Origin of the sequence: Paenarthrobacter sp. AB444, assembly GCF_028736865.1 — a bacterium.
Classification (GTDB): Bacteria; Actinomycetota; Actinomycetes; order Actinomycetales; family Micrococcaceae; genus Arthrobacter; species Arthrobacter nicotinovorans_B.
The window spans coordinates 121,774-148,160 of sequence record NZ_JAQZBY010000009.1; the positions used below are offsets into that span (position 1 = coordinate 121,774).

The window sequence follows — 26,387 nt, forward strand, 5'->3', positions numbered from 1 at the left end:
TGAGCTTAACCGTGTGAGGCCCGCTCTGCGTCCTTCGGGGTAGCCAAAGGGCGCAGAGCGGGCCTCACAAGGGGGCTTTTAGGCGTCGATCAGGTCCTTCTTGTCGTCGCCCCGGCCCTTCCAGGCGTGGCCCTGCTCAGTATCCAGGTGCGTGGCCTTCTTGTTCTTCAGTGCGAAGACGTAGACCAACAGCGAGATAAAGATTGCTGCCGTGACGTAGGTGAAGAACAGGTCCTCCTGGCCGGCCTTCTGCAGCGCCGCACCGATCAGCGGGACCGTGCCACCGAAGAGCGAGTTGGCGATTGCGTAGCCCAGGCCCACACCGAGGGCGCGGATGGAAGCGGGGAAGAGCTCTGCCTTCACCAGGGCGTTGATGGAGGTGTAACCACCAACCATCAGCAGGCCACCCATCATGAGCAGGAAGGCAACGAAGGGATCCTTGGTGCCTGCAAGCGTGGAGAGCAGCGGCCACGTGAACAGCACGCCGGTCACACCGAACCATACGAGCAAGGGCTTGCGGCCGATCTTGTCCGAGATCAAGCCGTACACCGGCTGGAGCAGCATGAAGATGAAGAGGGCCCAGAAGTTGATCACCGAAGTGTCCGTCTTGGCGATGCCGGAGGTATCGTTCATGAACTTCAGGATGAAGTTGGTGTAGGTGTAGAACGCCACCGTGCCGCCAAGGGTGATGCCGATGCAGATCAGCAACGGCTTCCAGTGCTTGGTGAACAGGAGCTTCATGGTGCCGGGCTGTGCTTCCCCTGCAACCTTGACGTGTGCCGCGCGGATCTGGTCAGCGGAGACCGTTTCCTCCATGGAACGGCGAAGCCACAGCACTACAAGCGCCGCCACGCCACCGATCGCGAACGGTATACGCCAGCCCCACTCGGTCAGGGCTTCCTTGGTCATGGTGTTCTGCAGGATCACGAGCACCAAAAGCGCCAGCATCTGACCGCCGACAAGCGTCACGTACTGGAAGCTCGAGAAGAAGCCGCGGCGCTTGGCCGTCGCCGCCTCGGACATGTACGTCGCGCTGGTTCCGTACTCGCCGCCGACCGAGAAGCCTTGGAGCACGCGGATGAAGACCAGCAGAATGAGCGCCCACAGGCCGATGACATCCTGTGTTGGGAGGATCGCGATGGCGAACGAACCAGCCGACATGAGGGTCACGCTCAAGGTCAACGCGGCCTTGCGGCCCTTCCGGTCAGCGTAACGGCCGAAGAACCAGCTGCCGATCGGACGCATGAGGAACGACGTCGAGAAGACGGCCATCGCTTCAAGGCCGGCCTGGAGATCGTCGGAGGAGTTGAAGAAGTGCGACTGGAAATACGCCGCAAACACTGTGTAGACGTAGAGGTCGAACCATTCCACGAGGTTGCCCGCGGAGCCCTTGAGGATGTTGCTCACTGCCTTGCGGGTCTGGGCGGCTTCGCTCAGAGGTGCAGCTTGTTGGGTGCTCATCAATGAACCTTCCTGGACGGCAGCAGCTGAGGCGGCCGTGTCTTGCATGTGTTCGTTCTGTCCATGAAGCGGGTGCTCATGGCTTCGTTGCGCATGGCTCTTCGTCGACTAAGAAAGGCCCTCTTGGGGGTGAAGAGGACGTATTCCAACCTATGGGTGATGCACGGCACAGCCAACGCCGTGCCGGATTTCCTAACACTTCCTTAGGTTTCCGGCGCGCGCTCGCTCACGTTCCGCGGGTTTCACGCGCACGCTCGCTCACGTCCCGCGTGCTTGGGGCGGACGCTCGCTCACGTTCCGCGTGCTTGAGGTGGACGCTCGCTCACATCCCATGGCCCGGACCGGGATCGTTGACGCGAACCGACTTCCAAATTGAGAGTCGTCCAACGCCCCCAGCGACGGCGACGGATAGTGAGAGCAGAACCGAACCGGCCTGCGACAGCCCGCCCACCGGTACGCAGACAAGCAAGGGGACGGCGAAAAAGGCGGCGACGTGGACCCACTGGTTACGGACCCGCCGCAGCGCCAGCCCTAGGAGTGATCCAACGCCAGCGCCGACAGCCCACACCGGAAGCAGGCTGTAGATGAAGAAAAGAACTGCCCATCCCGGTAATTGAAGAGTCAGCAAGAGGCAGAAGGTCAGATGCGCCACCGCGACGCCAATCGCGAGTCCTCCTCCTCCGATCACCACCCGGGCCTTTGATCCGTATCGCCAGCTGTGCCGTGTTCCGGCTGCGATCAACCCATATTCGGCCTCGTCAGTCCAACTGTCATCGTTCATAATCGCCTCCGACATGTACGTGAGTGAGGGTTGGTCGGATGGGGTGGTTACGTGAGTGAGGGTTGGTCGGATGGGGTGGTTACGTGAGTGAGGGTTGGTCGGATGGGGTGGTTACGTGAGTGAGGCCTTCGCGATCTCGTTGAGGGCTCCGGCAAGCGACGGGTATTCAAAGGTGAACTCCGCATCCACCAACCTCCGTGGCTCAACCCATCGACTCTTCAGCACCAGCTCGGTCTGAGTCCGGATGAGAACAGCGCCGGCCTCGAGCAACCACGACGGGGTCGGCATCCCGAATGGCACACCCAAGCTCTGCCTCACCAAGGCCATGAGCTCACGATTGTCCACCGGGTAGGGTGAAGCGGCGTTGACGGGACCAGTAAGCTCTGGCCGCTCGTGAATGAACAGCACCGCTCGATACAGGTCTTCCACATGGATCCAACTGAACTTCTGCGTACCTGGACCCATGTGCCCGCCCAGGCCAAGCCGGGCGAGGTTCCGGAGGGGACCCATGACGCCACCGGCGCCCAGCACTATCGCAATGCGCAGCGGCACTTTCCGCGTAGCCGGCGCGACAGCAGCTGCCAACTCGTCCTCCCAGGCCCGGGCCACATCCACGGAAAATCCCCTGCCAATCTCACCCGAGGCCTCAGATTGTGCTTGGTCTTCCGCATGCCGATAAATGGTGCCAGTGCTTGAGTTGATCCACGTCCGGGGTGGTTCGGCACACCCAGCAACCGCACGCCCCAAGGCACGCGTCGTCTGCACCCGCGACTCCAGGATCTCCCGCCTGTGGCGCTCGTTGTAACGGCAATTCACGGATCGTCCGGCGAGGTTCACCAGCAGTTCGGCGCCGTCCAGCGCTTTGGTGATGGCGCCGTCGTCGTCCCATTGCGCGTCGGCCGACGCGGCCCGCCCAACCGTCCGGACCTGCCAACCGTCGTCGAGAAACCGGCGCCGGAAGCAGCTGCCGATGAAGCCGGAAGCACCCGCGATCACCACCGTCTTCACAAGTCTTCCTTCACGCTGCGTACGAGCCCGAGGACGTCGTCGAACACCTTGCCGACCCCCGGAATCTTGGCGAGCGACAGGCCGCGAGCCACCAGCGGCGCTGCGCCGTCGATGAGCCTGCGCGTGCGGCGTTGGCCCTCGGATCTGTCGTAGACCCAAAACAGCGCGACACCCATGTACGCCAGCCACAGCAGTTCGGGCAGGTCGCCGCGCAGCTTCTTGGCGACGGCGGGCGAGGAACCGTCGACGGCGGTGCGGAAAATCGCGAGCGACGCGTTCCGGGCGGCGGTGGACGCCTCTCCGAACGGATTGACGGGCGACGCCGGCCGGATCGCCGTTGCGATGAAGTCGGAACCGAACTGGTGGTACGGCGTCATGACGTCGATTCCGGAGTGAAGCACGGCCTTCAGGCGGCCGGCGAGATCTTGGACGTTTTCGAGGGCTTGGGCGGCGGCCGCGGCGTGCTCGTCCTGCACCTGGATATAGAGCTCCTGGACCAGCTCGTCCTTGGACGCGAAGTAATAGTAGGCATTGCCCACCGACACTCCAGCCTCCTGGGCTATGGCCCTCATGGTGGTCTTCTCGAAGCCGATCTCGCGGAACATCTTCAGCGCGACGTCTGCCACCAATTGACGGGTTTGTTCACTTTTGGCAGCCATTCGTCACTCCTTGGTTTTTGAACGTGTTCAGAAATCAGTATTGCATGAATTGAACGTGTTCAAAAGTGGGGGTTGTGAGTGAGGGTTTGGGGGAAGGGGGTGGGGTGTGAGTGGGGGTTTGGGGCAAGGGGGTGGGTTGTGAGTGAGGGTTGGCGGGAAGGGGGTGGGGTGTGAGTGGGGGTTGGCGGGGCGGGGTGGGACAATGTAAGCGGTGCCGGCCGCATGCCCCACCGCCCAGTGCTAATACAGCGGGGCTGCCTCACGTCGGGGCCGCCTGCGCGAACCACTACGAAACGGATGACTCATGCCCACGCCCTCTGGCTCCAGCACGCTCAGCAAGCCCGCACCGCGCTTTGCCTCGATTGGTTCCCCCTACTTCGGCATTATGTTGGCCGTCATGGCAGTGGTGCTGATCCTCTCCAACATCGGCGCCTCCAAGGGTGTAGTGCTGGGCCCGATCATCACGGACGGGGGCTTCTTCCTCTTCCCGTTGGCCTACATCCTGGGCGACGTCATGAGCGAGGTCTACGGCTTCAAGGTGGCGCGCAAAGCAATCATCACCTCGTTCGGACTCTCTGTGTTCGCGTCCCTCTGCTACTGGGTGATCATCATCCTGCCGGGTTTCGATGACGAGTACGGAACGGCCAAGCAGGCCGCCATCGAGGGTGCGCTCGGACCAGTGCCGCAGATTGTCCTGGCCTCGCTCTTGGCCTTCCTGGCAGGCCAGACCATCAACTCCTGGATCCTGGTGAAGATGAAGGCGCGCACTGGCGAAAAGAGCCTGTGGGCACGACTGATGGGTTCCTCAGTGGTGGGCGAATTCGTGGACACCCTGATCTTCTGCAGCATTGCGGCGTCCGTGATTGGCATCTCCGACGTGGGCTCGTTCGTCAATTACGTCCTCGTCGGCTTCCTCTACAAGACCGCCGTCGAGTTCATTTTCGTGCCGATCACCGTGCTGGTGGTGGGCTGGATCAAGAAGCGCGAGCCGAGCTACGGGGCAGTCGCCGCCTAACCATCCGCCGAGTTCGCCGGAAACGTGCCAATTCGCTGGAAGTTTCCCAACGCCGTCGCACGCTTCCCGCGAACTCGCCGCAACTAAGAGTAGTACCGCCCCAGCGTCTCGGCCTTGAACTCGAAGAAGTCACCGGCTTCAATGGCAAGCCGGGCGTCGTCGACCATCTTCACCACGAAGCGCTCGTTGTGGATGGAGATCAGCGTCGCGGAGAGCATTTCCTTCGCCTTGAACAGATGATGGATGTAGGCGCGGGAGTAGTTGGCGCAGGCGTAGCAGTCGCAGCCTTCCTGCAAGGGGCCGAAGTCGGTCTTGTACTTCGCCCCGGACAGGTTGAAGCGCCCGAAAGGTGTGTAGAACGCGGAGTTCCGGGCCACGCGGGTGGGGGAGACGCAGTCGAAGGTGTCGGCGCCGTTCTCGATTGCCGTGAAGATGTCGTCCGGCTCGGAAATGCCCAGCAGGTGACGGGGCTTGTCCTCGGGCAGTTCCTCATTGCACCAACGCACGATTGTGCCCAGGTTTTCCTTCTCCAACGCCCCGCCGATGCCGTAGCCATCAAAAGGCATCGCCCCGAGGTCACGGCAGGCTTTGCGGCGCAGGTCCTCGTACTGGGCGCCCTGGATCACGCCGAACAACGCCTGGTACGGCTTGCCCACGCGGGATTCCGTCAAACGCGAGTGCTCCTCCAGGCACCGCAGCGCCCATATCCGCGTCCGTTCCAGCGACTCTTCCTGGTAGCCGCGGGAGTTCTGCAGCGTAGTCAGCTCATCAAAGGCGAACATTATGTCCGCGCCGATCTGGTGCTGGACCTGCATGGAGATCTCCGGCGAGAAACGGTGCTTGTCGCCGTTGAGGTGGGACTTGAACCAGACTCCGTCGTCGTCGATGTGCGCCAGCCGTTCCTTGCCGGGGGCCACGGCGTCGTCAGGTCCTGAAGAGTCCACGTTCTTCATGTCGATGACCTTCTTGAACCCGGAACCAAGGCTCATCACCTGGAATCCGCCGGAGTCCGTAAACGTGGGACCCGACCAGTTCATGAACGCCCCCAGGCCGCCCGCGGCGTCGAGGATTTCCGGTCCGGGCTGCAGGTAAAGGTGGTAGGCATTGGCCAGTACGGCCTGCGCGCCGAGGTCCGCGATGGACTCAGGCAGCACGGCTTTCACGGTGGCTTTGGTCCCGACGGCGATGAACGCGGGCGTCTGGATGGTCCCGTGCGGTGTGGTGATGGTGCCGGTCCGCCCCAGGAATTCGCCCCCGTTCGCCTCCACAAGAGAGGACGACGGCGAACACGTTTCAGTCAGGCGCGTGCCCACCGCAAAGGAGAACTCGGATTGCCGCTCGGACAAGCCGGGCAGCGAGGGGGACGAAGCAGGAGCAGAGGAGGAAGCTGGCACGCTACCAAGTGTGCCAGCTTTACCGGGAGCAACCTGCCGGATAAGCCCTAGGAGCCGTAGTTTTCAGCCTTCCAGTTGTCCCACGATGACCGGATGTCCGCCAAAGTGTGGGCCCCCAGATCGTAAGTCGAGGCGATGACCATTGACCCGCCGTCGGGCCTTTTTTCCGGAATCGGCAACTGCTCGGCGACGATCAACAGGCCATCCCCGTGCTCGGCATAACTGTGGACCGTGAGGCCCACCTGATGCCGGCTCTTGAACCAGACTTTGCCGGAGATCTTCTCGCCTGTAGCGAGCGTCAGCGAGTACTCCTCCCCAACCGGAGGCAGGTCCCCGAGGCCAAGCTTCTCAATCGCCGGACCGCCTTTGCCGGGCAGCGACACGAAATGCGTCCGCCGGTGCCCGCGGGGGTGCCGCTCCAACGCGAAGCGGAGCTGGTGGAGGAACGTCAGCCAGCCCTGCGTGATGTCCTCGTCCCAGTCGGCCCACTCGGAATCGTGGTCCAACGCAACCCTCGTGACGCGGACTTCCGTGCCCCCGGAGACGGGGTGGAGCTCAAAAACGTCCCCGCCATTGACCGTCAGGCTCGTGTGGTCGGGTCCTTCCACGACGTCCGTGTTGAAGTAGATCTGTTTGATTTCGTCGTCGAGATCATCGGCTTCCCAACCGTGCCATTGGGCCACCAACGACGGTTCACGCAGCATGGTCCACACCTGCTGCGCATCGGCATTAACCACAACGCTCAGATTGTTCGTCATGGCCCCGAATCTACCGCCGTTCGAGCCCACATAACAGGCCTTGAAATTCCCCGGCCCAAGGCGCAGGAAAACTAGGCGCGCACCGATTCCAGTTCGCCGTCGATCCTCCTGGCGAGCTCTTCTTCGCTGATGGTTTTCGAGCCGCCGTGGGCCCGCAGGAACAGCAGCGCTTCCAGGCGCAGGAAGCGCCAGTCGCGCTCGGCCTCGTGGTTGCCGTTGTCGATCGCGCGGAAGATTTCCTTGTCGTACAGGTTGGGCTCGTTCAGCGAGCGCTGCCTGACCCGGGCGTTGATCCGGGCCTTGAAGGGGTCTTCCTCCTGGGATTCAGGGGCGCGAAGCAGTTTCTCGTACACGGCTGCGCGTTCGCTTTGTCCAGCTTCCCTGCAAATGAAGCTGGAAAGAGCCAGGCCCCGTTCGATGGAGGCCCACCTGTCGAGGTTCCCGTCGAAGGGCAGCACGTTCAGCAGGTCCGCCACAGCCAGGGCGTTGTCCGGATCCCGCAGCACGATGCAAAGATCGAACGCCAGGTTGCTGAGGTCCCGGAGGCAGCTTCCTGACTTGGTGTTGATGCCCTTCGCGAGCCTCTCCGCGAGCACTTGGACGCTGTTCTTGCCTTTGTGGTTCGCGGCGGCGGCCCGCACCACGGCTTCGGGTGTTCCGTCCGGCTCGGGGATGAGCGCGAGTTCCTCGGCGCTGGGGCCGGTGTAGGTGGGTGGGGTTTCGGGCCGCGGGGGCACGACGACGGCGGGCACGGCGACCGCGTCGGCGTCGGCTTCCGCGGGGGTACTGGAGTGCGGGGTACTGGAGTCCGGAGTGCCGGCGGCGGGCACGGCGACCGCGTCGGCGTCGTCGTCAATCCCGTCGGCGCCCACGCCCGCAGCAACCCCGTCGCCCGCGGGAACACCGTCCCCTACCGGAACACTGGACCCGACAGCGATCCGCACTGTGCCGCCGTCGTCCATTGTCGCGATCAACAAAGCGGCGACGCCGTAGTCATCATTTTCAACGTCGATACTGACGATTTCCTGGGCCGGCCCGTCGCCGGGTGGGAACACGAAATCCCCGGGCCGCAGGTCCCCAGCCTGCTTTTCCCTGTACTGCTGTGTGGCTGGGCTGTGAGTCATCGGAAATCCTTTGGTTCTCTTGGGGTCCGCCGTCCAGTCTACAAAGACGGGCTGTCAGAGGGGCCGTGACCCGCTAGAGAACTACCCCCGAGAAAGCCAATGCCTGCCGTACGAGGTTCCCGCGTCCGCCGTCGAATTCCTGCTGGACGTTGTCGCTGAGCACTTCCTGCGGCGTCATCCACGTCAGTTCCAACGCGTCCTGCCGGGGTTCGCATTCGCCGGTGACCGGGATGACGTAGGCAAGCGACACGGCGTGTTGGCGCTCGTCGGTGAAGCCCGTTTGTGAGGGAGCCGGGAAGTATTCGGCCACTGTGAAGGGAACCGGGCTGATGGGCAGCTGAGGGAACGCCAGGGGGCCGAGGTCCTTTTCCATGTGCCGCAGGAGCGCCGCACGGATAGTCTCGCGGTACAGGACACGGCCTGAGACGAGGTAGCGGACCATGTTGCCGTCGGCGTCGCCCTGGAGCAAGGTGCCAACTTCGTTGACGTACCCGAGCGGATCAAGCCTGACAGGAACAGCCTCCACGTAAACCATGGGCAGACGGCCGCGGGCTTCGAAGAGGTCTTCATCGGAAAGCCAGCCTGGATACGGGTCAGGTGTACGTACGCTCATGGTTAAGTTCTACCGCATCCCCGGTGGAAGTTCCGTGGAGGCATCCCGGTTGAAGGGGCCGTTACGCTCTCGGCGGCATCAAGGGGCCGGTGTGCTGGCTGCGCGGGACTTTTCCACTACTATCGACGCCGGCGCGGAGCCACCGGCCGCATCAGGGTTGGCCACGTAGAGGACCTCGTCCTCGATCCTCGCATCAACGCCCGCGGAGTGGAGCCGGCCCAGCAAAGGCTCCAGCCCGCCGTCGTACTCGAACGCGAGGTCGCCGTTGCCGCTGTCCGCGCCGTGGATGACGCGCAGGATTCCGCCGTTCTTGGTGGTGAACGTGGCCGATTCGTCGTCCTGGGTCCGGGGCCGGGCGCCAATATTCCGGAGATCGTTGACTGCGACTCCTACCAGCGGGCTGATCCATGTTGCCACCAGCGTCAGGGCGGGATCGGCCTCCGGGGACGTGGCCCACGATCCGTCTGCGGCCCGCTGCGCCGGGAAGGCGAAGAATTCGTACCCGTCATCGGCCGAGATCTGCACTGTGGCGCCGTCCGGCGTTTGGTGGACTTCGGCCTGCGTGCCGTCGTCCTCGGTGCGCCGTGCGAATTCCTCGAGGTCGCCGACTTCAACGCTGAAGACAGTGATGGCGTCCAAGGGGTGGCCGTGCTCCACCCGGGCCACGGCAAGGCGACCCGAACCGGCGTCGAACTCCAGCCAGTCGCCGTCGTCAACGGTCGCTGCCAAACCCAAGGCGTGCAGCAGTGCGGTCCATTGCTCCGGTCGTGAGGTGTAGTGGATGGGGCGGGCTCGCAGCATTGGTCCTCCGGTTTCTGGTGGTCGGTTCCCAGCCTATTCCGCGTGGCCGTATCCGTGCCCGCCCCTTCCACCGCAGAATGGGACCATGCCCATCGAGCTTGAGGAATTGATCGTCAGAGACGGTGCCCAGTGGCGCGCATGGCTGGCCGACCACGCTGCGGACAGTCCTGGCGTGTGGCTGGTCCTGCACAAGAAGGGCGGCAACGTTACGGAACTGGACTACGACGCCGCCCTGGACGAGGCCCTCTGCTTTGGCTGGATCGACGGCCAGACCCGCAGGCGCGACGCCGAGAGCTACTTCCAGCGCATGACCCCGCGGGGCCGGCGCAGCATCTGGTCCGCCCGGAACGTGGGCCTCATTGCCCGGCTTGAAGCCGAGGGCAGGATGACCGATGCCGGCCGCGCCGCCGTGGAGGCCGCACAAGCCGATGGACGCTGGGAGGCTGCCTACGCCGGACCGGCCGATTCGGTGGTACCGGAAGACCTCGCGGCAGCGATCGCCGCGGTTCCCGAGGCGCAGGCCATGTTCGACGTCCTCACGTCCCAGAACCGCTTCGCCCTGATCCACCGGACCAATCTGGTCAAACGCGCCGATACCCGGGCCCGCAAGATCGCCGGTTTCGTGGAGATGCTGGCCCGCCACGAGAGCCCTTATCCGCAAAAGAAGCAGCCGAAGCAATCCGATCCCGGCTAGAGCGTGGCGGCGGCTTCGAGGGTCATCCAGGCCTGCAGCTGGGTGGAAAGTTCGACGCCGGTACTGGCCGGATAGGTTTCGGCCGCCGGTCGCAGCGGGTCGGGGGAGAAGAGCAGGGGTGGGTTGCCGTGTGCAGTGCCTTGGGCAAGTTCGGGAGCTTCACGGCGGCTTGACCAGAAGGCCTCCGCCGTGGCGAGGACCATGCTCCGCGCCGTTTCGCGCGTTGGCTCGGGCAGCCGGTTGTCCCGTCCTGCCAGGGCCAGGTAGCGGACCAGGATGCCGGTAAAGAGGCCGCCGTCGCCGGTCCCATCGCCACGGATCACGCGCGTGCCCGGTACCGTCAGCTCGCGGGCGACGGCATCAACCAGGCGTGCGGCCCGCTCAAGGTTGTCCTGCCCGCCCAGTTCCAGCAAGGCCCCGAGGACGGGCCCTTGGTTGTACGTGTACACGGCGTCCTCCAGGACTGTTGCCCCGTTCCTGATCCGGATTCCGTCCTGGTAAACGCCGCGCTCGGCATGAAGGAGCCTGGTGTTGAGCCACTGCACCAGTGCCTGTGCCCGTTCGCGGTGGCCGGTCCGGGCATAGAAAAGCGCTACAGGGGCGGTGGCCGGGGTGTTCTTGAAGTCCCTCTTGGTGCTCCAGAACGTGCCGCCACCGAGGTCGTCGGTGGAAGCTGAGTCGAACTGCAGGGTCAACCGCTTCCGGATATAGGCATTACGACGTCGGCCCGGCTTCCTGGTTTCCTCCGCCAGCTTTTCGAGCCTGAGCGTTGAGAGAGCCAACCATGCCATGTCGTCGTAGAAATGGTTCTCGAACCTCAGCAGATTCCGCAGCCGGATGGTGGTGACCAGCCGGGAGGCGAGCCGTCCCGCGCTCGGGCGGGAGCCGCCGTCGAACCTTGTGCCCGTGGCGAGTTCCCGGCGCCCGGCGTCCACCAGGCAATCGACGTAATGTGCCTGCCACCAGTAATGCCACGGACCCATCAGGCTCCGGATGCTGTTGCCGGGAATTTTGATGGCTCCGATATGGGTGCCGGGCAGGAACAGAAGCCGCCTGCCAAAGCTGCGGGTCACGGATCGGGCTGCCTGATTGGCGCGGGCGGCCCACTCGCTGGGGTTCGTTGATGGATCGGCATGGCTGGACATGAACCCAGCCTAGCGGCGGAGCCGGGGTGCGCTGGCTCACAATTCCAGTTAACATGCATTAACGGATTTCGGCATCAAGGAGGATGGATGGACATCAACGGCACGGTGGCCCTGGTCACTGGCGGCGCGTCAGGTTTGGGGGCCGCTACGGCAAAGCGTCTTTTCGACGCCGGGGCCTCGGTGGTGCTGGTAGATCTGCCCCAGTCGGCGGGCGAGGCCTACGCGGCGGAACTGAACGCCCGGAGCGTAGGCGGAAAGGCCGTCTTCGCCCCGGCTGATGTCACCAATGAGGCCCAGATCCAGTCCGCCGTGGATGCTGCATCATCGCTGGGCCCCCTGCGCATCGTGGTCAACTGCGCCGGTATTGCGACGCCGGGCAAGGTGCTTGGGCGCGACGGCGTGCTGCCCCTCGAGACCTTCAACAGGGTCATCCAGATCAATCTCGTCGGTACCTTCAACGTGATCCGCCTTGCCGCTGCGGCCATGGCGGAAACCGAGCCGGTGTCCACGGATTTGGGCGGCCCTGAGCGTGGCGTCATCATCAATACCGCATCCGTGGCCGCCTTTGAAGGCCAGATCGGCCAGCCCGCCTACGCAGCGTCCAAAGGGGCAGTAGCTGCCATGACGCTCCCGTTGGCACGTGAGCTGGCGCGCTCGCTGATCCGCGTGGCCACCATCGCGCCGGGCATCTTTGAAACCCCCATGATGGCCGGGCTTCCCCAAGCCGCCCAGGACTCGCTGGGGCAACAGGTTCCCCACCCGGCACGACTCGGCAGGGCCGCGGAATACGCCAACCTGGCCGCCCACATCGTGGAAAACGCCATGTTGAACGGCGAGACCATCCGCCTGGACGGCGCTATCCGGATGGGAATCAAATGATGGGCGATTACAGTGGTGCCCCCGTCCCGGCCGGTTCCGTCCCCGCTTCGGTAGCCGATCTTCCCACCGCGGATTTCTTCGATTTCGAATCGCTGCTCAGTGTCCAGGAACAGCGGAAACTCAACGAACTCCGGGCCTTCCTGGCCACCGAGATCGCACCCTACGCCGGGCAATGGTGGGAGAAGGCGGAATTTCCCGAGCACATCCTGCCCAAGCTCGCCGCGCTCCGGCTCAGTGCCCCTGCCCAACGCGGGTACACGCACCTGTTCGCGGGACTGGTGATCGCCGAGATGACGCGCGTGGATACCTCGATCGCGACGTTCTTCATGGTCCACCACGATCTCTTCGTGGAGTCCTTATATGACTTCGGCAGCGACTCCCAGCAGGACCGCTACCTCGACGACGCCTCGAACCTCCGCACCACCGGCGCCTTCGCGCTCACCGAACCGGACCACGGTTCCGACGTCGCAGGCGGCATGGAAACCACCGCCCGCCGGGTGGAAAGGCCGGCGTCCGACGGCGGCGACTACTGGGTGGTCAACGGCGCCAAACGCTGGATCGGCAACGGGACGTTCTGCGATTACATGCTGGTGTGGGCCAAGGACGAAGCCGACGGAGCCATACGGGCCTTCATCGTGGATGCGTCCTTGCCCGGCATTACCCGCAGCCGCATCGAGAACAAGATAGCCCTCCGGACAGTGCAGAACGCGGACATTGTTTTTGAGGATGTGCACGTTGCCGAGGCTGACCGGTTCTCGGGTATCAGCAGTTTTGCCGACACCAACCACCTGCTGCGGGGATCGCGCATCATGGTCGCCTGGCAGGCTGTAGGCCAGCAACTGGCGGCGTTCGACGTCGCCCGGCAGTACGCCGTCGAGCGTTTGCAGTTCGGCCGTCCGCTGGCGAGGTTCCAACTCGTTCAACAGAACCTGGTGGAAATGCTCGGAAATGCGGTGGCCAGCATGGGGATGATGGTTCGCATCGCCCAGCTGCAGGAGGACATCTTCACGGACGCCAACGGTGTGCGGCACGGAGGCGCGGACATGGCCCAGGTGGCGCTCGCCAAGGCCTATTGCAGCGCGAGGATGCGCGACACCGTGGCCCGCGGACGGTCAATCCTCGGCGGGAACGGGATCGTCAGCGACTACCGGATGGCCAAGATCTTTGCCGATGCCGAGGCCATCTACACCTACGAGGGCTCGTATGAGATCAACTCACTGATCGCCGGACGGGCAGTGACGGGCGTGTCCGCCATCGCCTAGGCCGCGGGGATCTTCTCTCCGGCTTCCACCCGGACATCGATCGAGTTGCCACGGACGGGCATGGGGCAGGTGCCGTAGGGCGTGAAGGCGCTCGGGTAGTTGATGGCGCGGTTGAAATCGATCACCACAGAGCCGTCGGGCCGTGGGCGGGGGATGAAGATTTTGCGCCACTCATCCGTTGTGTCCCCGTTGGTTTCGTCGTGGAAAGTGACGTTGAGCGCGCCAAGCTTTTCCGCCTCCGCGTGGAGCCGGATCTCGTGCCCGATACCCGGGACATGGAAGACGACCTCGCCGACTGAACGGTGGACACCGTCCACCAAAGGGTTGGCTGTGCCGATGGGGACATCCTGGGGTTCCGCGTAGGGCTCAAAGCGGCCGTTGACCACCCACCCGGGGTTGTAATCGTAGGTGGGCACGGCCTTGAACTCCGTCAGGACAGGAGAGGCGTCATCACGGGTGCGGATGGCGTACTTGTCAGCGCGCATGGCCAGTTCCACCACGACCTGCTTGCCGTCCGCACCGCCGTACTGGACCCACATCAGCGACTCTTCATCTTCCAGCGCTGCACTGATGGTGCCGTCCACCTTCTCACCGGTGTCAACCAGCGTGAGGCCATCCCCGGCCTTTGCTGTCAGGAAAGCCCTTGTCCCGTCCGTCGACCAAAGGCCTGGCGCCAGCTCCACCGCGGATGGCTCCGGGGCAAGCCACTGGAACGACGTCAACGTGAGCCAGCCGTGTTCGGTGGCCAAGGCTGAATTCCGCCCTTCACGGAACCGCTCCCAACGGGCGAGCAGGGGGTCGGTTGCTGTGGTTGGCGAGCTCATGGTTCTCCTTGGCTGAAGGGCGCGCTGTGTGCACTCCTCTCAACCATGCACCAGGGGGCTGCATTCCCAAGCATTGCGGGACGACTCCTTGGAACGGCTCGCGCTGGCCCCCAACCCATGCCAGCGCGAGCCGCGTGTGATGGCACGCCCGGAGAGCCCCGGGAGTGGTCCATCAAAAAGTCAGTGTCAGTTCCGGCCACTTCATGACGCGGTAAATCGTCAGTTCGATTCGAAGAAGGAGACAACAGGGGCCTTTGCTGTGGGCACCGCCGCAGCATCGGACGCCAGGGGATAGAACGCAATCCGGACTGGTGTGAGCGAGCCGCCCTCAACAGCTTCCAGGGCCGCTTTGCACTGCACCATCCTCGATACGTTCTCTTCGCTGACGGGAAAGAGGATATGGATCGCGGAATCCTGGTACATGGCTGTTGCCCCGGTCCCTCTGAGTTGTCCTTTCACTGCCTCTCCAAGGAGCGCCAGTTCGGTCCAACAATGGCCTTGGCTTCCCCGGTGGCCGGGCATCGAGAGGACAGCCAGCGCATACGCCCCCTGACATCCTGTGGCCAACCCCGAGACCTCGTGGATTTGGCGTTGGAAATGGGCCTTGGTAGCCAGGCCTGTATAAACGTCGGTGCAGGAAATCGGCGGAGCGGCCTCGGCGGCCTCGGCCCAGCCCTCGGCCAGCGACTGAAGGGCATCCACGTCCAGGGATTGATTCGCCGCCGTGAAGAGGGCCCTGAAATCCATCATGGTTTCGCTGATGCCTACGCCATTCCTGGCCCGTGCAGCGCCCAGGGATTTGGCCGTATTTGCCGGAATGACGGCCCTTGTGGCGAGGGACGTCACCACTGTCCGGACCTCCGGCTGGAACCAATCCGAGCGGAACCTCCAGCCTGCCTGGTAGCTGGTGGTTTGCCACCGGCGCAGCAAAAGATGCCGCGGAAAGGCGCATTCGGCAAGTGGCTTTGTCCGGAACGATGTCATATCGGAACAGTGCCCGCCGATGCCGTTTCGTGACGACGCAGGTCCAAGAGAACGTTGGTAAAGATTGTGGACAAATTCGCGTCACGACTTCCGGTTGGCCCCCACTTCATCTATATGGGCACGGTTCATTACGTTTTGGGGGCGCTTAGATGTCACGGGGGTCACGCTCGAGCAACACATCAAACCGTGGGGTCCACGACGACGGACATCTGATTGAGCTGGTCCGCAATGGAGATATGTCGGCCTTCAACCACCTTTATGAGCGTCACGTAGCCATTGCCTCTACCGTTGCCAAGCGTCACGTGGACAATCCGAGCGATGCTGAAGACGTCGTCGCCGAAGCCTTCCAATCGGTGCTGCGGAGCTTGGTGGCCGGTAAAGGGCCGGACACCTTTTTCCGGGCATATCTGTTATCAACAGTGACGAGGTTGTCGCATCAGCTCAATCGTAAGAGCGGCAGGCTGGTTCCCAGCGGCGATGAGTCTTTGCTGGACCAAACCATGGCCGAGCCTGACGCCGCCGTCCAGGCCTTCGAGTCCAACACAGTGGCGCGGGCGTTCCGGTCCTTGCCCGAGCGCTGGCAGGCCGTCCTGTGGTACCTGGACGTTGAACGCATGAAACCGGCGTCTGTTGCTCCGATCCTGGGATTGTCGGCCAATGCCGTCTCAGCATTGGCCGTACGTGCCCGTGAAGGATTGCGGCGACAGTACCTGCAGTTCCACGTCGCCGAAAAGGCTGATGCCAGCTGCGCGGAGTTCGCCGCGAAGCTCGGCTCTTTCATCCGGGGTGGCCTCTCCCGCAGTGCTGAGCTCAAGGTCAGAACCCATCTCGAGGGCTGCGCCAACTGCACGGCAGCCTTGGCTGAGCTGGATGATGTCCAAGGCACGATGCGCGCGGTGCTCCTGCCCTTGGTGACGGGCCTCCCACTGGCAGCATGGGTGGGAAAAGGGGCAGGGCTTGGGGTGCTGGGCGGGATTTTGCCGGTCAAGGGTTTCCTTGCCGTCCCCGCGCTGGCGCATCCGGCCGCCATGGCACTGACCACGGCAGCCGCCGTCGGATTGGTGCTGGGTGCCGTGGGAATCGTAGACGTCATCGTTCCCGATCCTCCGCCTGAGCCGCAGGCTGTCGAAACGGGTGCCGTATCTCCGGAGACCAGTCCATGGCCGTCCCCACCCCCTCCGCCGCCGGGCAGCACCACGCCGTCCATCGTTGCTACGCCCGCGCCCGTGGAAGAAAAACCAGTACCTGTTACCCCGCCGGAGCCGAAGGTCACGCCCGCGCCGGTCCCGACGCAGTCCGTGACCACCCCGCCCAAACCGCCCTCGACGTCGCTGGCCGCCGTCAGCGGTTCAGCAAAGTGGGTCACCACGACGGATCGTAACGGGTCACAGACCTCCAGCGTTTCAAGCTGGGATATCACTTTCACCGCCTCGGGAACCGAACCCTTGGGGAGCGGCAAAGTTGTCCTGGCGCTGGATAACGATGTCCTGATCGGAGCCCAGCCGGTGGCGGCTCCCGCTGGCTGGTCGTGCTTGGCGATAAATTCCAGCGCGGTGTCCTGTGTAACGGATCTGGTCCAGAGAAGTGACCTGCATTTTCATCTGGAATCCGTACCTAAAGATCCCAATGCCGGCGGCCTGCTCAGCTACTCCCTCAGTGGCACAGGCCTCACCACCGCCAACTTTGTCTGCAAATACTGATGGGAGCCTCGATGGTACGGGTAATGGTGACAGGTGTCGGTGGGTCCACAGGGCTTTCGCTGTCACGTCAGCTCAGGGATCTTGGACACTGGGTTCTGGGTGTTGATATGCGGCCGGTCCATGGTTCGGCAGCCGATGCGGTGGCCGTGGTTTCGCCGGTGGACACACCCGGCTACTTGTGGGAACTGCGCGGACTCGTGGCCGCCCACGGCGTCGACGTCGTCATTCCGACCCTCAGCGAGGAGTTGGTGGCCGCGGCTGCGGCCCGGAAGGACTTCGCGCCAGGCGCGGAGATACTGATTGCAGAACCTGCGCCGGTGTCCATTGCGAGCGACAAATACCTCACCATGAAGTGCTTGGCCAACGTTGGCGTGGCGGTGCCTGATTTCGGATTGCCGGGAGACTTCAGCTCCATGAATGAGGCGATGGCCAGGATGGGCGGATGGCTGGTGGTGAAACCGCGCGTGTCGCGCGGTGGGCGGGGAGTGCAGGTCCTGGAAAGGCACACCGACGGCGGCCGGAACGCCGAACGCATCTGGCGTACCCTGGACGATTCCTGGCTTGTCCAACGCTTTGCAACGGGAACCGAATACGCGCCCATGGTGTACAGAAGTGGACTTGACGGCGGTCGACACGACGTTGTGGTGGTGCTGGAGAAATCCGAACTCAAGTACGGACGCTGGGGCAGTGCCGTCTCGGTCAGGAGGCTCGAACCGCCGTCGTCAGCTGACGTTGCCGGCACCGCAGCCGCGGCGGCTGCGGCGTTGGGCCTGACCGGGGCTGTCGATATGGACATTCGGCGCATGCCCGACGGGACGCCCGTTGTGCTGGAAGTCAATGCACGGTTCGGCCCGAACAGCGCGCATGCGCCCGAACTCCTGCGCCACGCCATGAAGCGATACGCTGCCGGGCAGGTGATGGGCGGAGCAGTATGACTTTACGAGCGAACGCAAAAGGCGGTGCCAAATTTTGAGACGCATTCTTTGCTGGGGTTGGGGCCGGGTAAGATCCCGTAGAGAAAAACAGTAATCCGGCTCACAGTATCCAGCGCAGTGTACGGGCCAAACCTCTCCCCGAAGGTATGTATCCATGGTTCACACTGCCCATCAAGACACCGACCTTGCTGCAGAACTGCGCGCCGATGTGCGCCGCGTTTCCACCCTGTTGGGGGAGTCCCTGGTCCGGCAGCACGGTCCCGAACTGCTCGAACTCGTGGAGCAGGTCCGCTTACTGACCAAGGAATCAAAGGAAGCAGCGCGGGGCGGCGCTGACGCTACCGGTCCATGGAGCGCGCACGACGTCGTTGCCCAGGTACGTGAATTGCTCGCCTCCCTGCCGCTGGACCAGGCCACGGACCTGGTGCGCGCCTTTGCGTTCTACTTCCACCTCAGCAACGCCGCGGAACAGGTACACCGGGTGCGCGGGCTGCGTACCCGGCAGGAGAAGGACGGCTGGCTGGCCAAGGCCGTGTCCGAGATTGCCGGACAGGCAGGTCCCCAGGTCCTGCAGGACGTTGTCAACGAGCTCGACGTCCGTCCGATCTTCACGGCGCACCCCACCGAGGCTTCACGACGTTCGGTGCTGGACAAGATCCGGAAGCTCTCCGATGTCCTGGCCCAACCGACCGAGGAAGGGACATCCGCCCGTCGCCGCCAGGACCGTCAGCTGTCCGAAATCATCGACCAGATGTGGCAGACCGACGAACTGCGCAAGGTCCGGCCCACCCCTGTGGATGAGGCCCGCAACGCGATCTACTACCTGAACAGCATCCTCACGGACGCCATGCCGGAGATGCTCACAGACCTCGCTGAGCTCCTTGCCGAGCACGGTGTGAAGCTCCCCGCCGCAGGCGCTCCGCTCCGTTTCGGTTCGTGGATCGGTGGCGACCGGGACGGCAACCCCAACGTCACGGCGGCAGTGACCCGCGAAATCCTGCAGCTCCAGAACCAGAACGCCGTCCGCATCGGCATCGCGTTGATTGATGACCTGATTTCTATCCTGTCCAACTCGACCGCGCTGTTCGGTGCGGACCAGGAGCTGCTGGACTCGATCGAGGTGGACCTGAAGAACCTGCCGGGCCTGGACAAGCGCATCCTTGAACTGAACGCCCAGGAACCGTACCGCCTCAAGCTCACGTGCATCAAGGCAAAGCTCATCAACACGGGCAGGCGTATTGCCGCCTCGACCCATCACGAGCCGGGGCGGGACTACTCCACAACCCCGGAGCTGCTGGCCGAGTTCGGCCTTCTGGAAGCCTCGCTTCGGAACCACTCTGCGGGACTGGTGGCCGACGGTGCACTGGCACGCGTCCGCCGGGCCATCGCCGCCTTCGGCCTCCACCTGGCCACCCTGGACATCCGTGAGCATGCCGACTACCACCATGACGCCGTCGGGCAGCTGGTGGACCGGCTGGGCACCGAGAAGCCTTACGGCGACTTGACCCGCCAAGAGCGGTTCGAATTCCTTGGCGCTGAACTCGCCTCACGCAGGCCGCTTTCCGGCCACCCGATCAAGCTTGAGGGAACGGCTGACGGCACCTATGACGTCTTCCGCAGCATCCGGCAGGCACTGCACACCTATGGCCCGGATGTGGTGGAGACCTACATCATTTCGATGACCCGTGGTGCCGACGACGTCCTGGCAGCTGCAGTGTTGGCCCGCGAGGCCGGTCTGATCGACCTCTTCGGCGCAAAGCCCCACGCCAAGATCGGCTTCGCTCCGTTGCTGGAAACCGTGGAAGAACTGCGTGCCTCGGCGGAGATCGTGGACCAGCTGCTGTCCGATCCGTCCTACCGCGAACTAGTCCGGCTCCGTGGGGACATCCAGGAAATCATGCTCGGTTATTCGGACTCCAATAAGGAATCCGGTGTGATGACCAGCCAGTGGGAGATCCACAAGACCCAGCGCAAGCTGCGCGATGTTGCCGCCAAGCATGGTGTGCGGGTGCGCCTGTTCCACGGCCGCGGTGGGTCCGTGGGCCGTGGTGGCGGACCCACGTACGACGCCATCATGGCCCAGCCGAACGGTGTCCTTGAAGGGGAAATCAAGTTCACCGAGCAGGGTGAGGTCATCTCCGACAAGTACTCCTTGCCCGACCTCGCCCGGGAAAACCTTGAGCTTTCGCTGGCCGCGGTCATGCAGGGCTCGGCACTGCACCGCACTCCGCGGACCTCCGAAGACGAGCGTGAACGCTACGCCAACGTCATGGAGACCATTTCCGACGCCGCGTTTGCCCGTTACCGCGAGCTCATCGACGATCCCGACCTTCCGGCCTACTTCCTGTCCTCCACCCCGGTGGAGCAGCTCGGCTCCCTCAACATCGGATCGCGCCCGTCCAAGCGTCCGGACTCCGGCGCAGGGCTCGGAGGCCTGCGCGCCATTCCGTGGGTCTTCGGCTGGACCCAGTCCCGCCAGATCGTGCCGGGCTGGTTCGGCGTTGGTTCCGGCTTGAAGGCCGCCCGCGAGGCCGGCGACACCGGGCAGCTCAGCGAGATGATGGACCGCTGGCACTTCTTCCGCTCGGTCATCTCCAACGTGGAGATGACCCTGGCCAAGACGGACATGGAAATCGCGGGGCACTACGTTTCCTCGCTGGTCCCGGAGGAACTGCACCGCTTGTTCCACATGATCCGTGATGAGTATGAGCTCACGGTGGCCGAGGTGGAACGCCTCACGGGCGAGATCGAGTTGCTGGACGCGCAGCCCACGCTGAAGCGCTCCTTGGAAATCCGGGACCAGTACCTGGACCCGATCAGCTACCTGCAGGTGGAACTTCTCCGCCGTGTCCGCGAGGAGTCCGTCTCCGGCGCCGAAATCGACGAGCGGCTGCAGCGGGCCATGCTCATCACCGTCAATGGTGTGGCGGCCGGCCTGCGCAACACCGGCTAATCCTTCTCTCACATCCCACGGGATAAATCGGATCCCTCCCTCACCCAATGAGGGAGGGATCCGATTTAAGGGTGTGGGATGTGAGAGAGCGTTAGGGTGGTGGGATGCCGTCGTTCCAAACCAAGCTGAAGATCACTGGCCTCAAACCGGGAAACGCCCCGGAGTCCGTCATGGCCGCGGCGATCGAGGCCCTGGAAACACGCCACCATGTTGAATCCAACCAGTTGGACATCGTGGGCGGCGTTCCCCAGATAAGCCTTCGCTTCACAGTGAATGACCGGGACTACGCAGGTGAGAACGACGACGCCCTGACTTCGGCCGCCATGATGCGTGACGCCGTCGAACGTGTTGCTGTTACCGGCAGCTTGTACGTGCTGCGCCGCAGCCGTGGCCGCTGGTCGCCGGTCTAGCTTTCTTCCGGTCGCGCAACGCTGCCGGACCCGTCGGCGTCGAACGGCTCATCCACCGGGGAGCGGGACCCGCGGCGTCGTGTGACGATCAGGCCTACCACCACGCCGATCACCAAGCCGACGCCTACCCCGATGAGCGAGCTGGCCCAGAAGGGGAGCTTGGTAGCCGAGCCCGTGAAGTAGCCCAGTCCCACTTGCCACACCGCCCACAGGACGCCGCCGAGACTCGCGCAAAAACCGAATCCGCGGATGGAGACGTTGGCGATTCCAGCTGCCGCGGACGTCGCCAGTCGGCCGCCCGGGATGAACCGCGCGCCGATGATGGCGCCGTAGGTGGACGAACGGCCCGCTTTGGCGATCGCTTCATGGATACCGCGGTGAACGCGGCGGCCCCACGACCAACGGTCCAGGACGTGGCTGATCCTTCGCTTGAACAGCATGAACACCGCCATGTCGCCGAGCCAGGAAGCGAACGCGGCGAGGAAAAGGATCAGCCAGAAGTTGGCGTGCCCGTCGGCTGCGAGCGCTCCGCCGGTGATGACCACCATTTCGGAGGGGATCGGCGGGAAGATGGCATCGCCCAGCACAATGGGGACGATCCACAGGTAGATTGCGGATCCCCAGGTCTCCGGGGCGGTGATGTCCATGCGCACAAATTACCGCACTTGCCGGGTCCACCGCTCGGACGCGAGACTGTGGGCATGCGCATCGACATCCGTCAGGGGGACATCACCACCCGTTCAGTGGACGCAATCGTCAATGCGGCCAATTCATCGTTGCTCGGCGGCGGGGGAGTGGACGGCGCCATTCACCGGGCCGCCGGACCGGAGCTCCTGGAGGCTTGCCGCGAATTGCGCCGCACCCAACTGCCCGGCGGACTGCAGGTGGGGGCCGCCGTCGCGACGCCAGGTTTCAGGCTCCCGGCGCAGTGGGTGATCCACACGGTGGGGCCGAACCGGCACGCCGGGCAGACCGACCCGGCGTTGCTGGGCTCCTGCTTCCGCGAGAGCCTGGTGGTGGCTGCCGGGCTGGGTGCCCGGTCGATCGCCTTTCCTGCGGTCAGTGCCGGAATTTACGGTTGGGACGCCCGCCAAGTTGCGGAGATAGCGCTCGACGCCGTTGACCGGTTTGCGTCGTCTGCTCCGGCAGGCGATACGGGGGACAGCCCGCTGGAGTTGGTGGAGTTCGTGCTGTTCTCGGAGGACACGACGGCGGTCTTCCGCTCAGCCTTTGACCGCTGAAAGCAACGCGGGGTCAGATATGGCCCGTGTTGGGGCCAATCATGGGCCATATCTGACCCCGCGTTGCTTTAGGAGGGGTGGGCTTCGCTGAGTTCGAGTTGGCTCCGGTATTCAACGGGCTTCTTGGTGATGGGGTCCACGAACGTGATCCCGCGGGCCAGGAGTTGGAGCGGCTTGCTGTAGTCGTCCGGGGCCTTGTCCAGCAGCTCCGGGTAGAAGGCGTCGTTGACGATTCCCAAGCCGAGTGAGGCCATGTGCACCCGCAGCTGGTGCGTCTTGCCGGTGTGGGGTTCCAGCCGGTAGAGCGCGCGCCGCTGAGTGCCGGCGTCGAACGTTGTTACTTGCTCGATCCGCGTTTCCGCGTTCGGTTCGCCGTCGATGACTTCGGCCAGCAGGTAGCTGCGCGACTTGGTCATGCGGTTGCGGACGGTGGCGGGGAATTCGACGTCGGGATAGCCGGCGGCGGGCGTCGCGGCGGACACACACTCGTATTCCTTCTGGACCTGGCGCTTTTCGAAGAGCACCTGGTATTTGCCCCGCGTCTCCGGGTTGGTGGAGAGGAGCAGCAGGCCGGCGGTCATCCGGTCCAAGCGGTGCATGGGAATGAGGTCCGGCAGATCCAGTTGGTTCCGGAGCCGGACCAGCGCGGATTCCTGGATGTAGGTACCGCCCGGGGTGGTGGGCAGGAAGTGCGGCTTGTCCACCACCAGGATGTGCTCGTCCTGGTGGAGGATGGTGATTTCCACCGGCAAGCGGGTTTCCGGGGGCAGGGTGCGGTAGTACCAGATGAAGGTGTGGTCCTCCAGCTTGGTGGTCCGCGTCAGGGGTACGCCGCCTTCGCCCACGATTTCGCCGGCGTCGAAGCGATCCTCGATGCCCTGGGGGTCGATGTGTCCCCAGCGATGCATCATGTAGTCCATTGCAGTGTCCCAAGGGCCCTCGTCCGGGAGGCGGAGGCGGGTGGCGTTCACGCCGTCGCGTACGGGGAGGGGGGATTGCATCACCGGACAATTCTACTTTGCTGGCGTTGTGTCTACTTTGCTGGCGTTGTGCGGCCCGCTCTACGCAATATTCGAGGCTCGAAGGGCGCAGAGCGGGCCCCGCAACGGGAGGAACTTCCGAACACAAAAAAGTTCTTGACAAGAAAATTTGTCGGTAGGCATACTTGAAGCATGTTGGACATCGAAGTGATCGAGGACGCGGCAGCAGCGGAAGCATCGCTGGACCCCATCCGGACACGCATCCTCCAGGAACTGGTGGAACCGGCGTCGGCCACCCAGTTGGCCGCCAAGGTCGGCCTGCCGCGCCAGAAAGTGAACTACCACCTCAAGGCCCTGGAGCGTCATGGCTTGGTGGAACTGGTGGAGGAGCGCCGCAAGGGCAACGTCACCGAGCGCGTACTGCGTGCGACGGCGGCGTCCTACCTGATCTCGCCGACGGCGCTGGCCTCCGTTGCGCCGGATCCGCGGCGTTTCGCGGACCGCTTCTCCGCGTTCTGGCTGCTGGCGCTCGCTTCACGCACTGTCCAGGAGATGGGCAACCTCATTTCCGGTGCTGCCGCAGCCAAGAAGAAGCTGGCCAGCTTCGCGATCGACGGCGAGATCACCTTCCGCTCTGCCGCGGAACGCGCCGCGTTCGCAGAGGAACTCGGGGTGGCGGTGACGCGCCTGGTGGATAAATACCACGACGGCGGTCCTGCCGCCCAGGCGGGTGGCGGACGCAAGCACCGGTTCGTCGTCGTCCTTCATCCCGCACTGAAAACCACACCACAAACCGCTCCCGCAGGGGATCCATCAGCAGACAAGGACCAAAGCAATGACTGACAACCGGAAATTCGAAATCGTGGCCGATACCGAGCTGCCCGGCACTCCCGAGCGCGTATGGAACGCCGTCACCGCGGACACGCCGGCCTGGATGTTCCCCACGGACCAGTGGCCCGCCGTGCGGACGGTGGAAGAGTACCCCACGCATTTGGTGTCGCGCATGGACGGCCCCGACGGTTGGTTCAACCAGTTGGAGCATGTCCTTGAACCGCTCGAAGGTGGACGGGCCAAGCTGCACTACGTGCACAGCGGAATCTTCGCCGACAACTGGGACGAGCAGTACGACGGCGCCAGCAAGCACACCCGCTTCTACCTGCACACCCTCGGCCAGTACCTGGAGTTCTTTGACGGCAAGCCCGTGACGTTCACGGACATCCAGGCGCCAGCGTCTTCGCAGACGCCGGATGGTTTCGTTCAGCTGAAGAAGGCTTTGGGGGTTGATGGAACCACTGCCGCGACTGCCGTCGACCTGGAGCTCGACGGCGTTGGGCGGCTGAGTGGAGAAGTGGACTTCTCGGATGAGAACTTCCTTGGCTTGCGGACCGCGGATGCGATGTACCGGTTCTTCGGCCGCAATGTCTTTGGCGCTCCGGTGGGGATGACCGTGCACGACTTCAGTGGTTCAGGAGACTCGGAACTGACTGCGAAAAGCTGGGGTGCGTTCCTGGAGAAGGTGTACGCGTAAGTCAGGGTCCTGCGCCTGGGTTCCTCAGGGAGCCCAGGCGCGGGCCACTCCTTCCAGGGCGGCATCGTAGATGGCCGCCCAGTCCGTGTCCGGCTGGTTCATCTGCGCCAACTCCAGGCTCACCAGGCCGTGGACCTGGCCCCAGATGGCCATCGCGACCACCATCGGGTCGCCGGCCCGCAGCCTGCCGGCGTCCTGCGCTGAGGTGACCGCCTCAACAAGGGGGAGCATCGAGTCGGAGGCGACATCCGGCGTCGGGCTGCACTCGACATAGGACGCCAGTGCGCCGCCGAACATGAGCCGGTACAGGGCTGGATGCTCCAAGGCCCAGGTGCGATAAGCCCGACCGAGGTTAGGCAGGCCGCCGGCCGCCGCCTCCCGCTGGGATTCGCCGAACGATCGGAAGCCGTCGTCGATGGCCGCCGTCAGCAGCTGGGCCTTGCCGCCGAAGAGCGAGTAGATGGCCGACGTCGAGGTTTCTGCGGCGGATGCGACGTCGCGCAGGGTAACCCGGGCAGGGCCGTCCCGGTCTACGAGATCGGCGGTGACTGCCAGCAGCCGTTGCTGGACCAAGTGATCGTGGACGATGGGTCTTGCCATGCGTCCCATTGTTTCATAACATTGTTTCATAACGGCGTTATGAAACTGGGTTACATCCACTAGCAAAGGATTGCCATGGCACAGGAAATCTTCCCCGGCCGCTTTACGGCGGACGTCGGGCGCAGCGAAGTGACCGTGTTCCTCATCGGTATGCGGGCCAACAGGTGGTGGAAGATTGGCCGCGTGGCCCAGGTCGCCTCGGCCATGCCCGCCATGATGCAGCACTTGGCCACCAATCCCGACGCGGGACTGCTCGGCAGTGAGCAGTGGTTCGGGCGCACCACCATCATCGTGAGCTATTGGGAAAGCCCGGAGCACTTGAGGCGCTTTGCTGCGGACCGGGATTCGCCCCACCTTGGGCCGTGGCGGAAGTTCATGAAGGAGATCGCAGGCAGCGGCGATGTCGGCGTCTGGCACGAAACGTACCAGGTGCCGGCGTCGGGTATTGAAGTGGTGTACAACGGCATGCCGGCCTTCGGGCTGGCGAAGGCGACATCGCATGTTCCGGTTGGCCCGGGCACCAACACCGCAAAGCAGCGGATGCGTTCAGCGGCCACCTCACCCAATTAGGGGACAGCAAACGTCGCTACGGAGCCTCATTGGAGCAAGAGCTGTCCCCTAGTTGGGCAGCGGCGGGA

General features: G+C 63.9%; 27 protein-coding genes. 12 read left to right on the forward strand and 15 right to left on the reverse strand.

Annotated elements, in window-relative coordinates; all coding sequences use genetic code 11:
• Positions 1-78: 78 nt before the first annotated feature.
• The 4 genes from PQ627_RS12665 to PQ627_RS12680 form a co-directional block, all read right to left on the reverse strand.
• A complete protein-coding gene (locus PQ627_RS12665; RefSeq protein ID WP_144661497.1) occupies positions 79-1,461 on the reverse strand; it encodes an MFS transporter in 1,383 nt (460 codons plus the stop codon).
• A 322-nt stretch (positions 1,462-1,783) separates the two neighbouring features.
• Positions 1,784-2,242 (reverse strand): hypothetical protein, encoded by a 459-nt coding sequence (locus PQ627_RS12670; RefSeq protein ID WP_274261491.1) that lies wholly within the window; start codon positions 2,240-2,242, stop codon positions 1,784-1,786.
• A 111-nt stretch (positions 2,243-2,353) separates the two neighbouring features.
• On the reverse strand, positions 2,354-3,250 hold the full coding sequence (locus PQ627_RS12675) for a TIGR01777 family oxidoreductase (RefSeq protein WP_274261493.1): 897 nt from the start codon (positions 3,248-3,250) through the stop codon (positions 2,354-2,356).
• Positions 3,247-3,909: a TetR/AcrR family transcriptional regulator gene (locus PQ627_RS12680; protein ID WP_274261495.1), complete on the reverse strand. Its 663-nt coding sequence runs from the start codon at positions 3,907-3,909 to the stop codon at positions 3,247-3,249. The genes PQ627_RS12675 and PQ627_RS12680 overlap by 4 nt, the downstream gene beginning before the upstream one ends.
• A gap of 304 nt (positions 3,910-4,213) precedes the next feature.
• Here PQ627_RS12680 and PQ627_RS12685 point away from each other — a divergent pair, with 304 nt between their 5' ends.
• On the forward strand, positions 4,214-4,924 hold the full coding sequence (locus PQ627_RS12685) for a queuosine precursor transporter (protein ID WP_274261497.1): 711 nt from the start codon (positions 4,214-4,216) through the stop codon (positions 4,922-4,924).
• Between the two features lie 83 nt (positions 4,925-5,007).
• Here PQ627_RS12685 and tgt read toward each other — a convergent pair whose 3' ends face one another.
• The 5 genes from tgt to PQ627_RS12710 form a co-directional block, all read right to left on the reverse strand.
• Positions 5,008-6,318 carry a tRNA guanosine(34) transglycosylase Tgt gene (gene tgt, locus PQ627_RS12690; RefSeq protein WP_274261499.1) on the reverse strand — a complete coding sequence of 437 codons (1,311 nt, stop codon included), beginning with the start codon at positions 6,316-6,318 and terminating at the stop codon, positions 5,008-5,010.
• A 47-nt stretch (positions 6,319-6,365) separates the two neighbouring features.
• Positions 6,366-7,076 (reverse strand): SRPBCC family protein, encoded by a 711-nt coding sequence (locus PQ627_RS12695; RefSeq protein ID WP_274261501.1) that lies wholly within the window; start codon positions 7,074-7,076, stop codon positions 6,366-6,368.
• A gap of 71 nt (positions 7,077-7,147) precedes the next feature.
• Positions 7,148-8,200, reverse strand: a complete 1,053-nt coding sequence (locus PQ627_RS12700) for a DUF6707 family protein (protein ID WP_274261502.1) — start codon at positions 8,198-8,200, stop codon at positions 7,148-7,150.
• Positions 8,201-8,273: 73 nt separating this feature from the next.
• On the reverse strand, positions 8,274-8,813 hold the full coding sequence (locus PQ627_RS12705) for an NUDIX hydrolase family protein (protein ID WP_144661505.1): 540 nt from the start codon (positions 8,811-8,813) through the stop codon (positions 8,274-8,276).
• Positions 8,814-8,891: 78 nt separating this feature from the next.
• The gene (locus PQ627_RS12710; protein WP_274261505.1) at positions 8,892-9,614 is read right to left on the reverse strand and encodes a hypothetical protein; all 723 of its coding nucleotides are present in this window, start codon (positions 9,612-9,614) and stop codon (positions 8,892-8,894) included.
• An 85-nt stretch (positions 9,615-9,699) separates the two neighbouring features.
• Between PQ627_RS12710 and PQ627_RS12715 the strand changes: the two genes are divergently transcribed.
• Complete coding sequence (locus PQ627_RS12715) at positions 9,700-10,308, forward strand: YdeI/OmpD-associated family protein (RefSeq protein ID WP_274261507.1); 609 nt, start codon at positions 9,700-9,702, stop codon at positions 10,306-10,308.
• On the opposite strand, the gene PQ627_RS12720 is transcribed toward PQ627_RS12715, so the two are convergent.
• The gene (locus PQ627_RS12720) at positions 10,305-11,453 is read right to left on the reverse strand and encodes a glycoside hydrolase family 76 protein (RefSeq protein ID WP_274261509.1); all 1,149 of its coding nucleotides are present in this window, start codon (positions 11,451-11,453) and stop codon (positions 10,305-10,307) included. The genes PQ627_RS12715 and PQ627_RS12720 overlap by 4 nt on opposite strands.
• An 87-nt stretch (positions 11,454-11,540) precedes the next feature.
• Between PQ627_RS12720 and PQ627_RS12725 the strand changes: the two genes are divergently transcribed.
• Positions 11,541-12,332 carry an SDR family NAD(P)-dependent oxidoreductase gene (locus tag PQ627_RS12725; protein ID WP_274261512.1) on the forward strand — a complete coding sequence of 264 codons (792 nt, stop codon included), beginning with the start codon at positions 11,541-11,543 and terminating at the stop codon, positions 12,330-12,332.
• Positions 12,332-13,594, forward strand: a complete 1,263-nt coding sequence (locus PQ627_RS12730; protein WP_274261514.1) for an acyl-CoA dehydrogenase family protein — start codon at positions 12,332-12,334, stop codon at positions 13,592-13,594. The genes PQ627_RS12725 and PQ627_RS12730 overlap by 1 nt, the downstream gene beginning before the upstream one ends.
• Here PQ627_RS12730 and PQ627_RS12735 read toward each other — a convergent pair.
• Both PQ627_RS12735 and PQ627_RS12740 read right to left on the reverse strand, forming a co-directional pair.
• On the reverse strand, positions 13,591-14,418 hold the full coding sequence (locus PQ627_RS12735) for a DUF1684 domain-containing protein (protein WP_274261516.1): 828 nt from the start codon (positions 14,416-14,418) through the stop codon (positions 13,591-13,593). The genes PQ627_RS12730 and PQ627_RS12735 overlap by 4 nt on opposite strands.
• Before the next feature lie 219 nt (positions 14,419-14,637).
• Complete coding sequence (locus PQ627_RS12740; protein ID WP_274261518.1) at positions 14,638-15,402, reverse strand: hypothetical protein; 765 nt, start codon at positions 15,400-15,402, stop codon at positions 14,638-14,640.
• A gap of 236 nt (positions 15,403-15,638) precedes the next feature.
• On the opposite strand from PQ627_RS12740, the gene PQ627_RS12745 reads away from it, so the two are divergent.
• The 4 genes from PQ627_RS12745 (at position 15,639) to PQ627_RS12760 (ending at position 21,400) form a co-directional block, all read left to right on the forward strand.
• On the forward strand, positions 15,639-17,102 hold the full coding sequence (locus PQ627_RS12745; protein WP_274261520.1) for a sigma-70 family RNA polymerase sigma factor: 1,464 nt from the start codon (positions 15,639-15,641) through the stop codon (positions 17,100-17,102).
• A gap of 23 nt (positions 17,103-17,125) precedes the next feature.
• On the forward strand, positions 17,126-18,037 hold the full coding sequence (locus PQ627_RS12750) for an ATP-grasp domain-containing protein (RefSeq protein WP_274261522.1): 912 nt from the start codon (positions 17,126-17,128) through the stop codon (positions 18,035-18,037).
• A 154-nt stretch (positions 18,038-18,191) separates the two neighbouring features.
• Positions 18,192-20,990: a phosphoenolpyruvate carboxylase gene (ppc, locus tag PQ627_RS12755; protein WP_274261524.1), complete on the forward strand. Its 2,799-nt coding sequence runs from the start codon at positions 18,192-18,194 to the stop codon at positions 20,988-20,990.
• Positions 20,991-21,094: 104 nt separating this feature from the next.
• Entirely contained in the window at positions 21,095-21,400 is a 306-nt protein-coding gene (locus tag PQ627_RS12760; protein WP_144661514.1) for a hypothetical protein, read from the forward strand.
• Here PQ627_RS12760 and PQ627_RS12765 read toward each other — a convergent pair.
• On the reverse strand, positions 21,397-22,047 hold the full coding sequence (locus tag PQ627_RS12765; RefSeq protein WP_274261526.1) for a DedA family protein: 651 nt from the start codon (positions 22,045-22,047) through the stop codon (positions 21,397-21,399). The two genes, PQ627_RS12760 and PQ627_RS12765, sit on opposite strands and share 4 nt — an antisense overlap.
• A 54-nt stretch (positions 22,048-22,101) precedes the next feature.
• Here PQ627_RS12765 and PQ627_RS12770 point away from each other — a divergent pair, with 54 nt between their 5' ends.
• Complete coding sequence (locus tag PQ627_RS12770; RefSeq protein WP_274261528.1) at positions 22,102-22,641, forward strand: O-acetyl-ADP-ribose deacetylase; 540 nt, start codon at positions 22,102-22,104, stop codon at positions 22,639-22,641.
• Positions 22,642-22,709: 68 nt separating this feature from the next.
• On the opposite strand, the gene PQ627_RS12775 is transcribed toward PQ627_RS12770, so the two are convergent.
• Positions 22,710-23,642 (reverse strand): RluA family pseudouridine synthase, encoded by a 933-nt coding sequence (locus tag PQ627_RS12775; protein WP_274261638.1) that lies wholly within the window; start codon positions 23,640-23,642, stop codon positions 22,710-22,712.
• Between the two features lie 171 nt (positions 23,643-23,813).
• On the opposite strand from PQ627_RS12775, the gene PQ627_RS12780 reads away from it, so the two are divergent.
• Both PQ627_RS12780 and PQ627_RS12785 read left to right on the forward strand, forming a co-directional pair.
• On the forward strand, positions 23,814-24,464 hold the full coding sequence (locus PQ627_RS12780; RefSeq protein WP_274261530.1) for an ArsR/SmtB family transcription factor: 651 nt from the start codon (positions 23,814-23,816) through the stop codon (positions 24,462-24,464).
• Positions 24,457-25,149, forward strand: a complete 693-nt coding sequence (locus PQ627_RS12785) for an SRPBCC domain-containing protein (protein ID WP_274261532.1) — start codon at positions 24,457-24,459, stop codon at positions 25,147-25,149. Before PQ627_RS12780 ends, PQ627_RS12785 begins: the two co-directional genes overlap by 8 nt.
• Before the next feature lie 24 nt (positions 25,150-25,173).
• On the opposite strand, the gene PQ627_RS12790 is transcribed toward PQ627_RS12785, so the two are convergent.
• The gene (locus PQ627_RS12790; RefSeq protein WP_274261534.1) at positions 25,174-25,749 is read right to left on the reverse strand and encodes a TetR/AcrR family transcriptional regulator; all 576 of its coding nucleotides are present in this window, start codon (positions 25,747-25,749) and stop codon (positions 25,174-25,176) included.
• Between the two features lie 75 nt (positions 25,750-25,824).
• Between PQ627_RS12790 and PQ627_RS12795 the strand changes: the two genes are divergently transcribed.
• On the forward strand, positions 25,825-26,319 hold the full coding sequence (locus tag PQ627_RS12795; protein ID WP_274261537.1) for a DUF4188 domain-containing protein: 495 nt from the start codon (positions 25,825-25,827) through the stop codon (positions 26,317-26,319).
• Positions 26,320-26,387 lie beyond the last annotated feature (68 nt).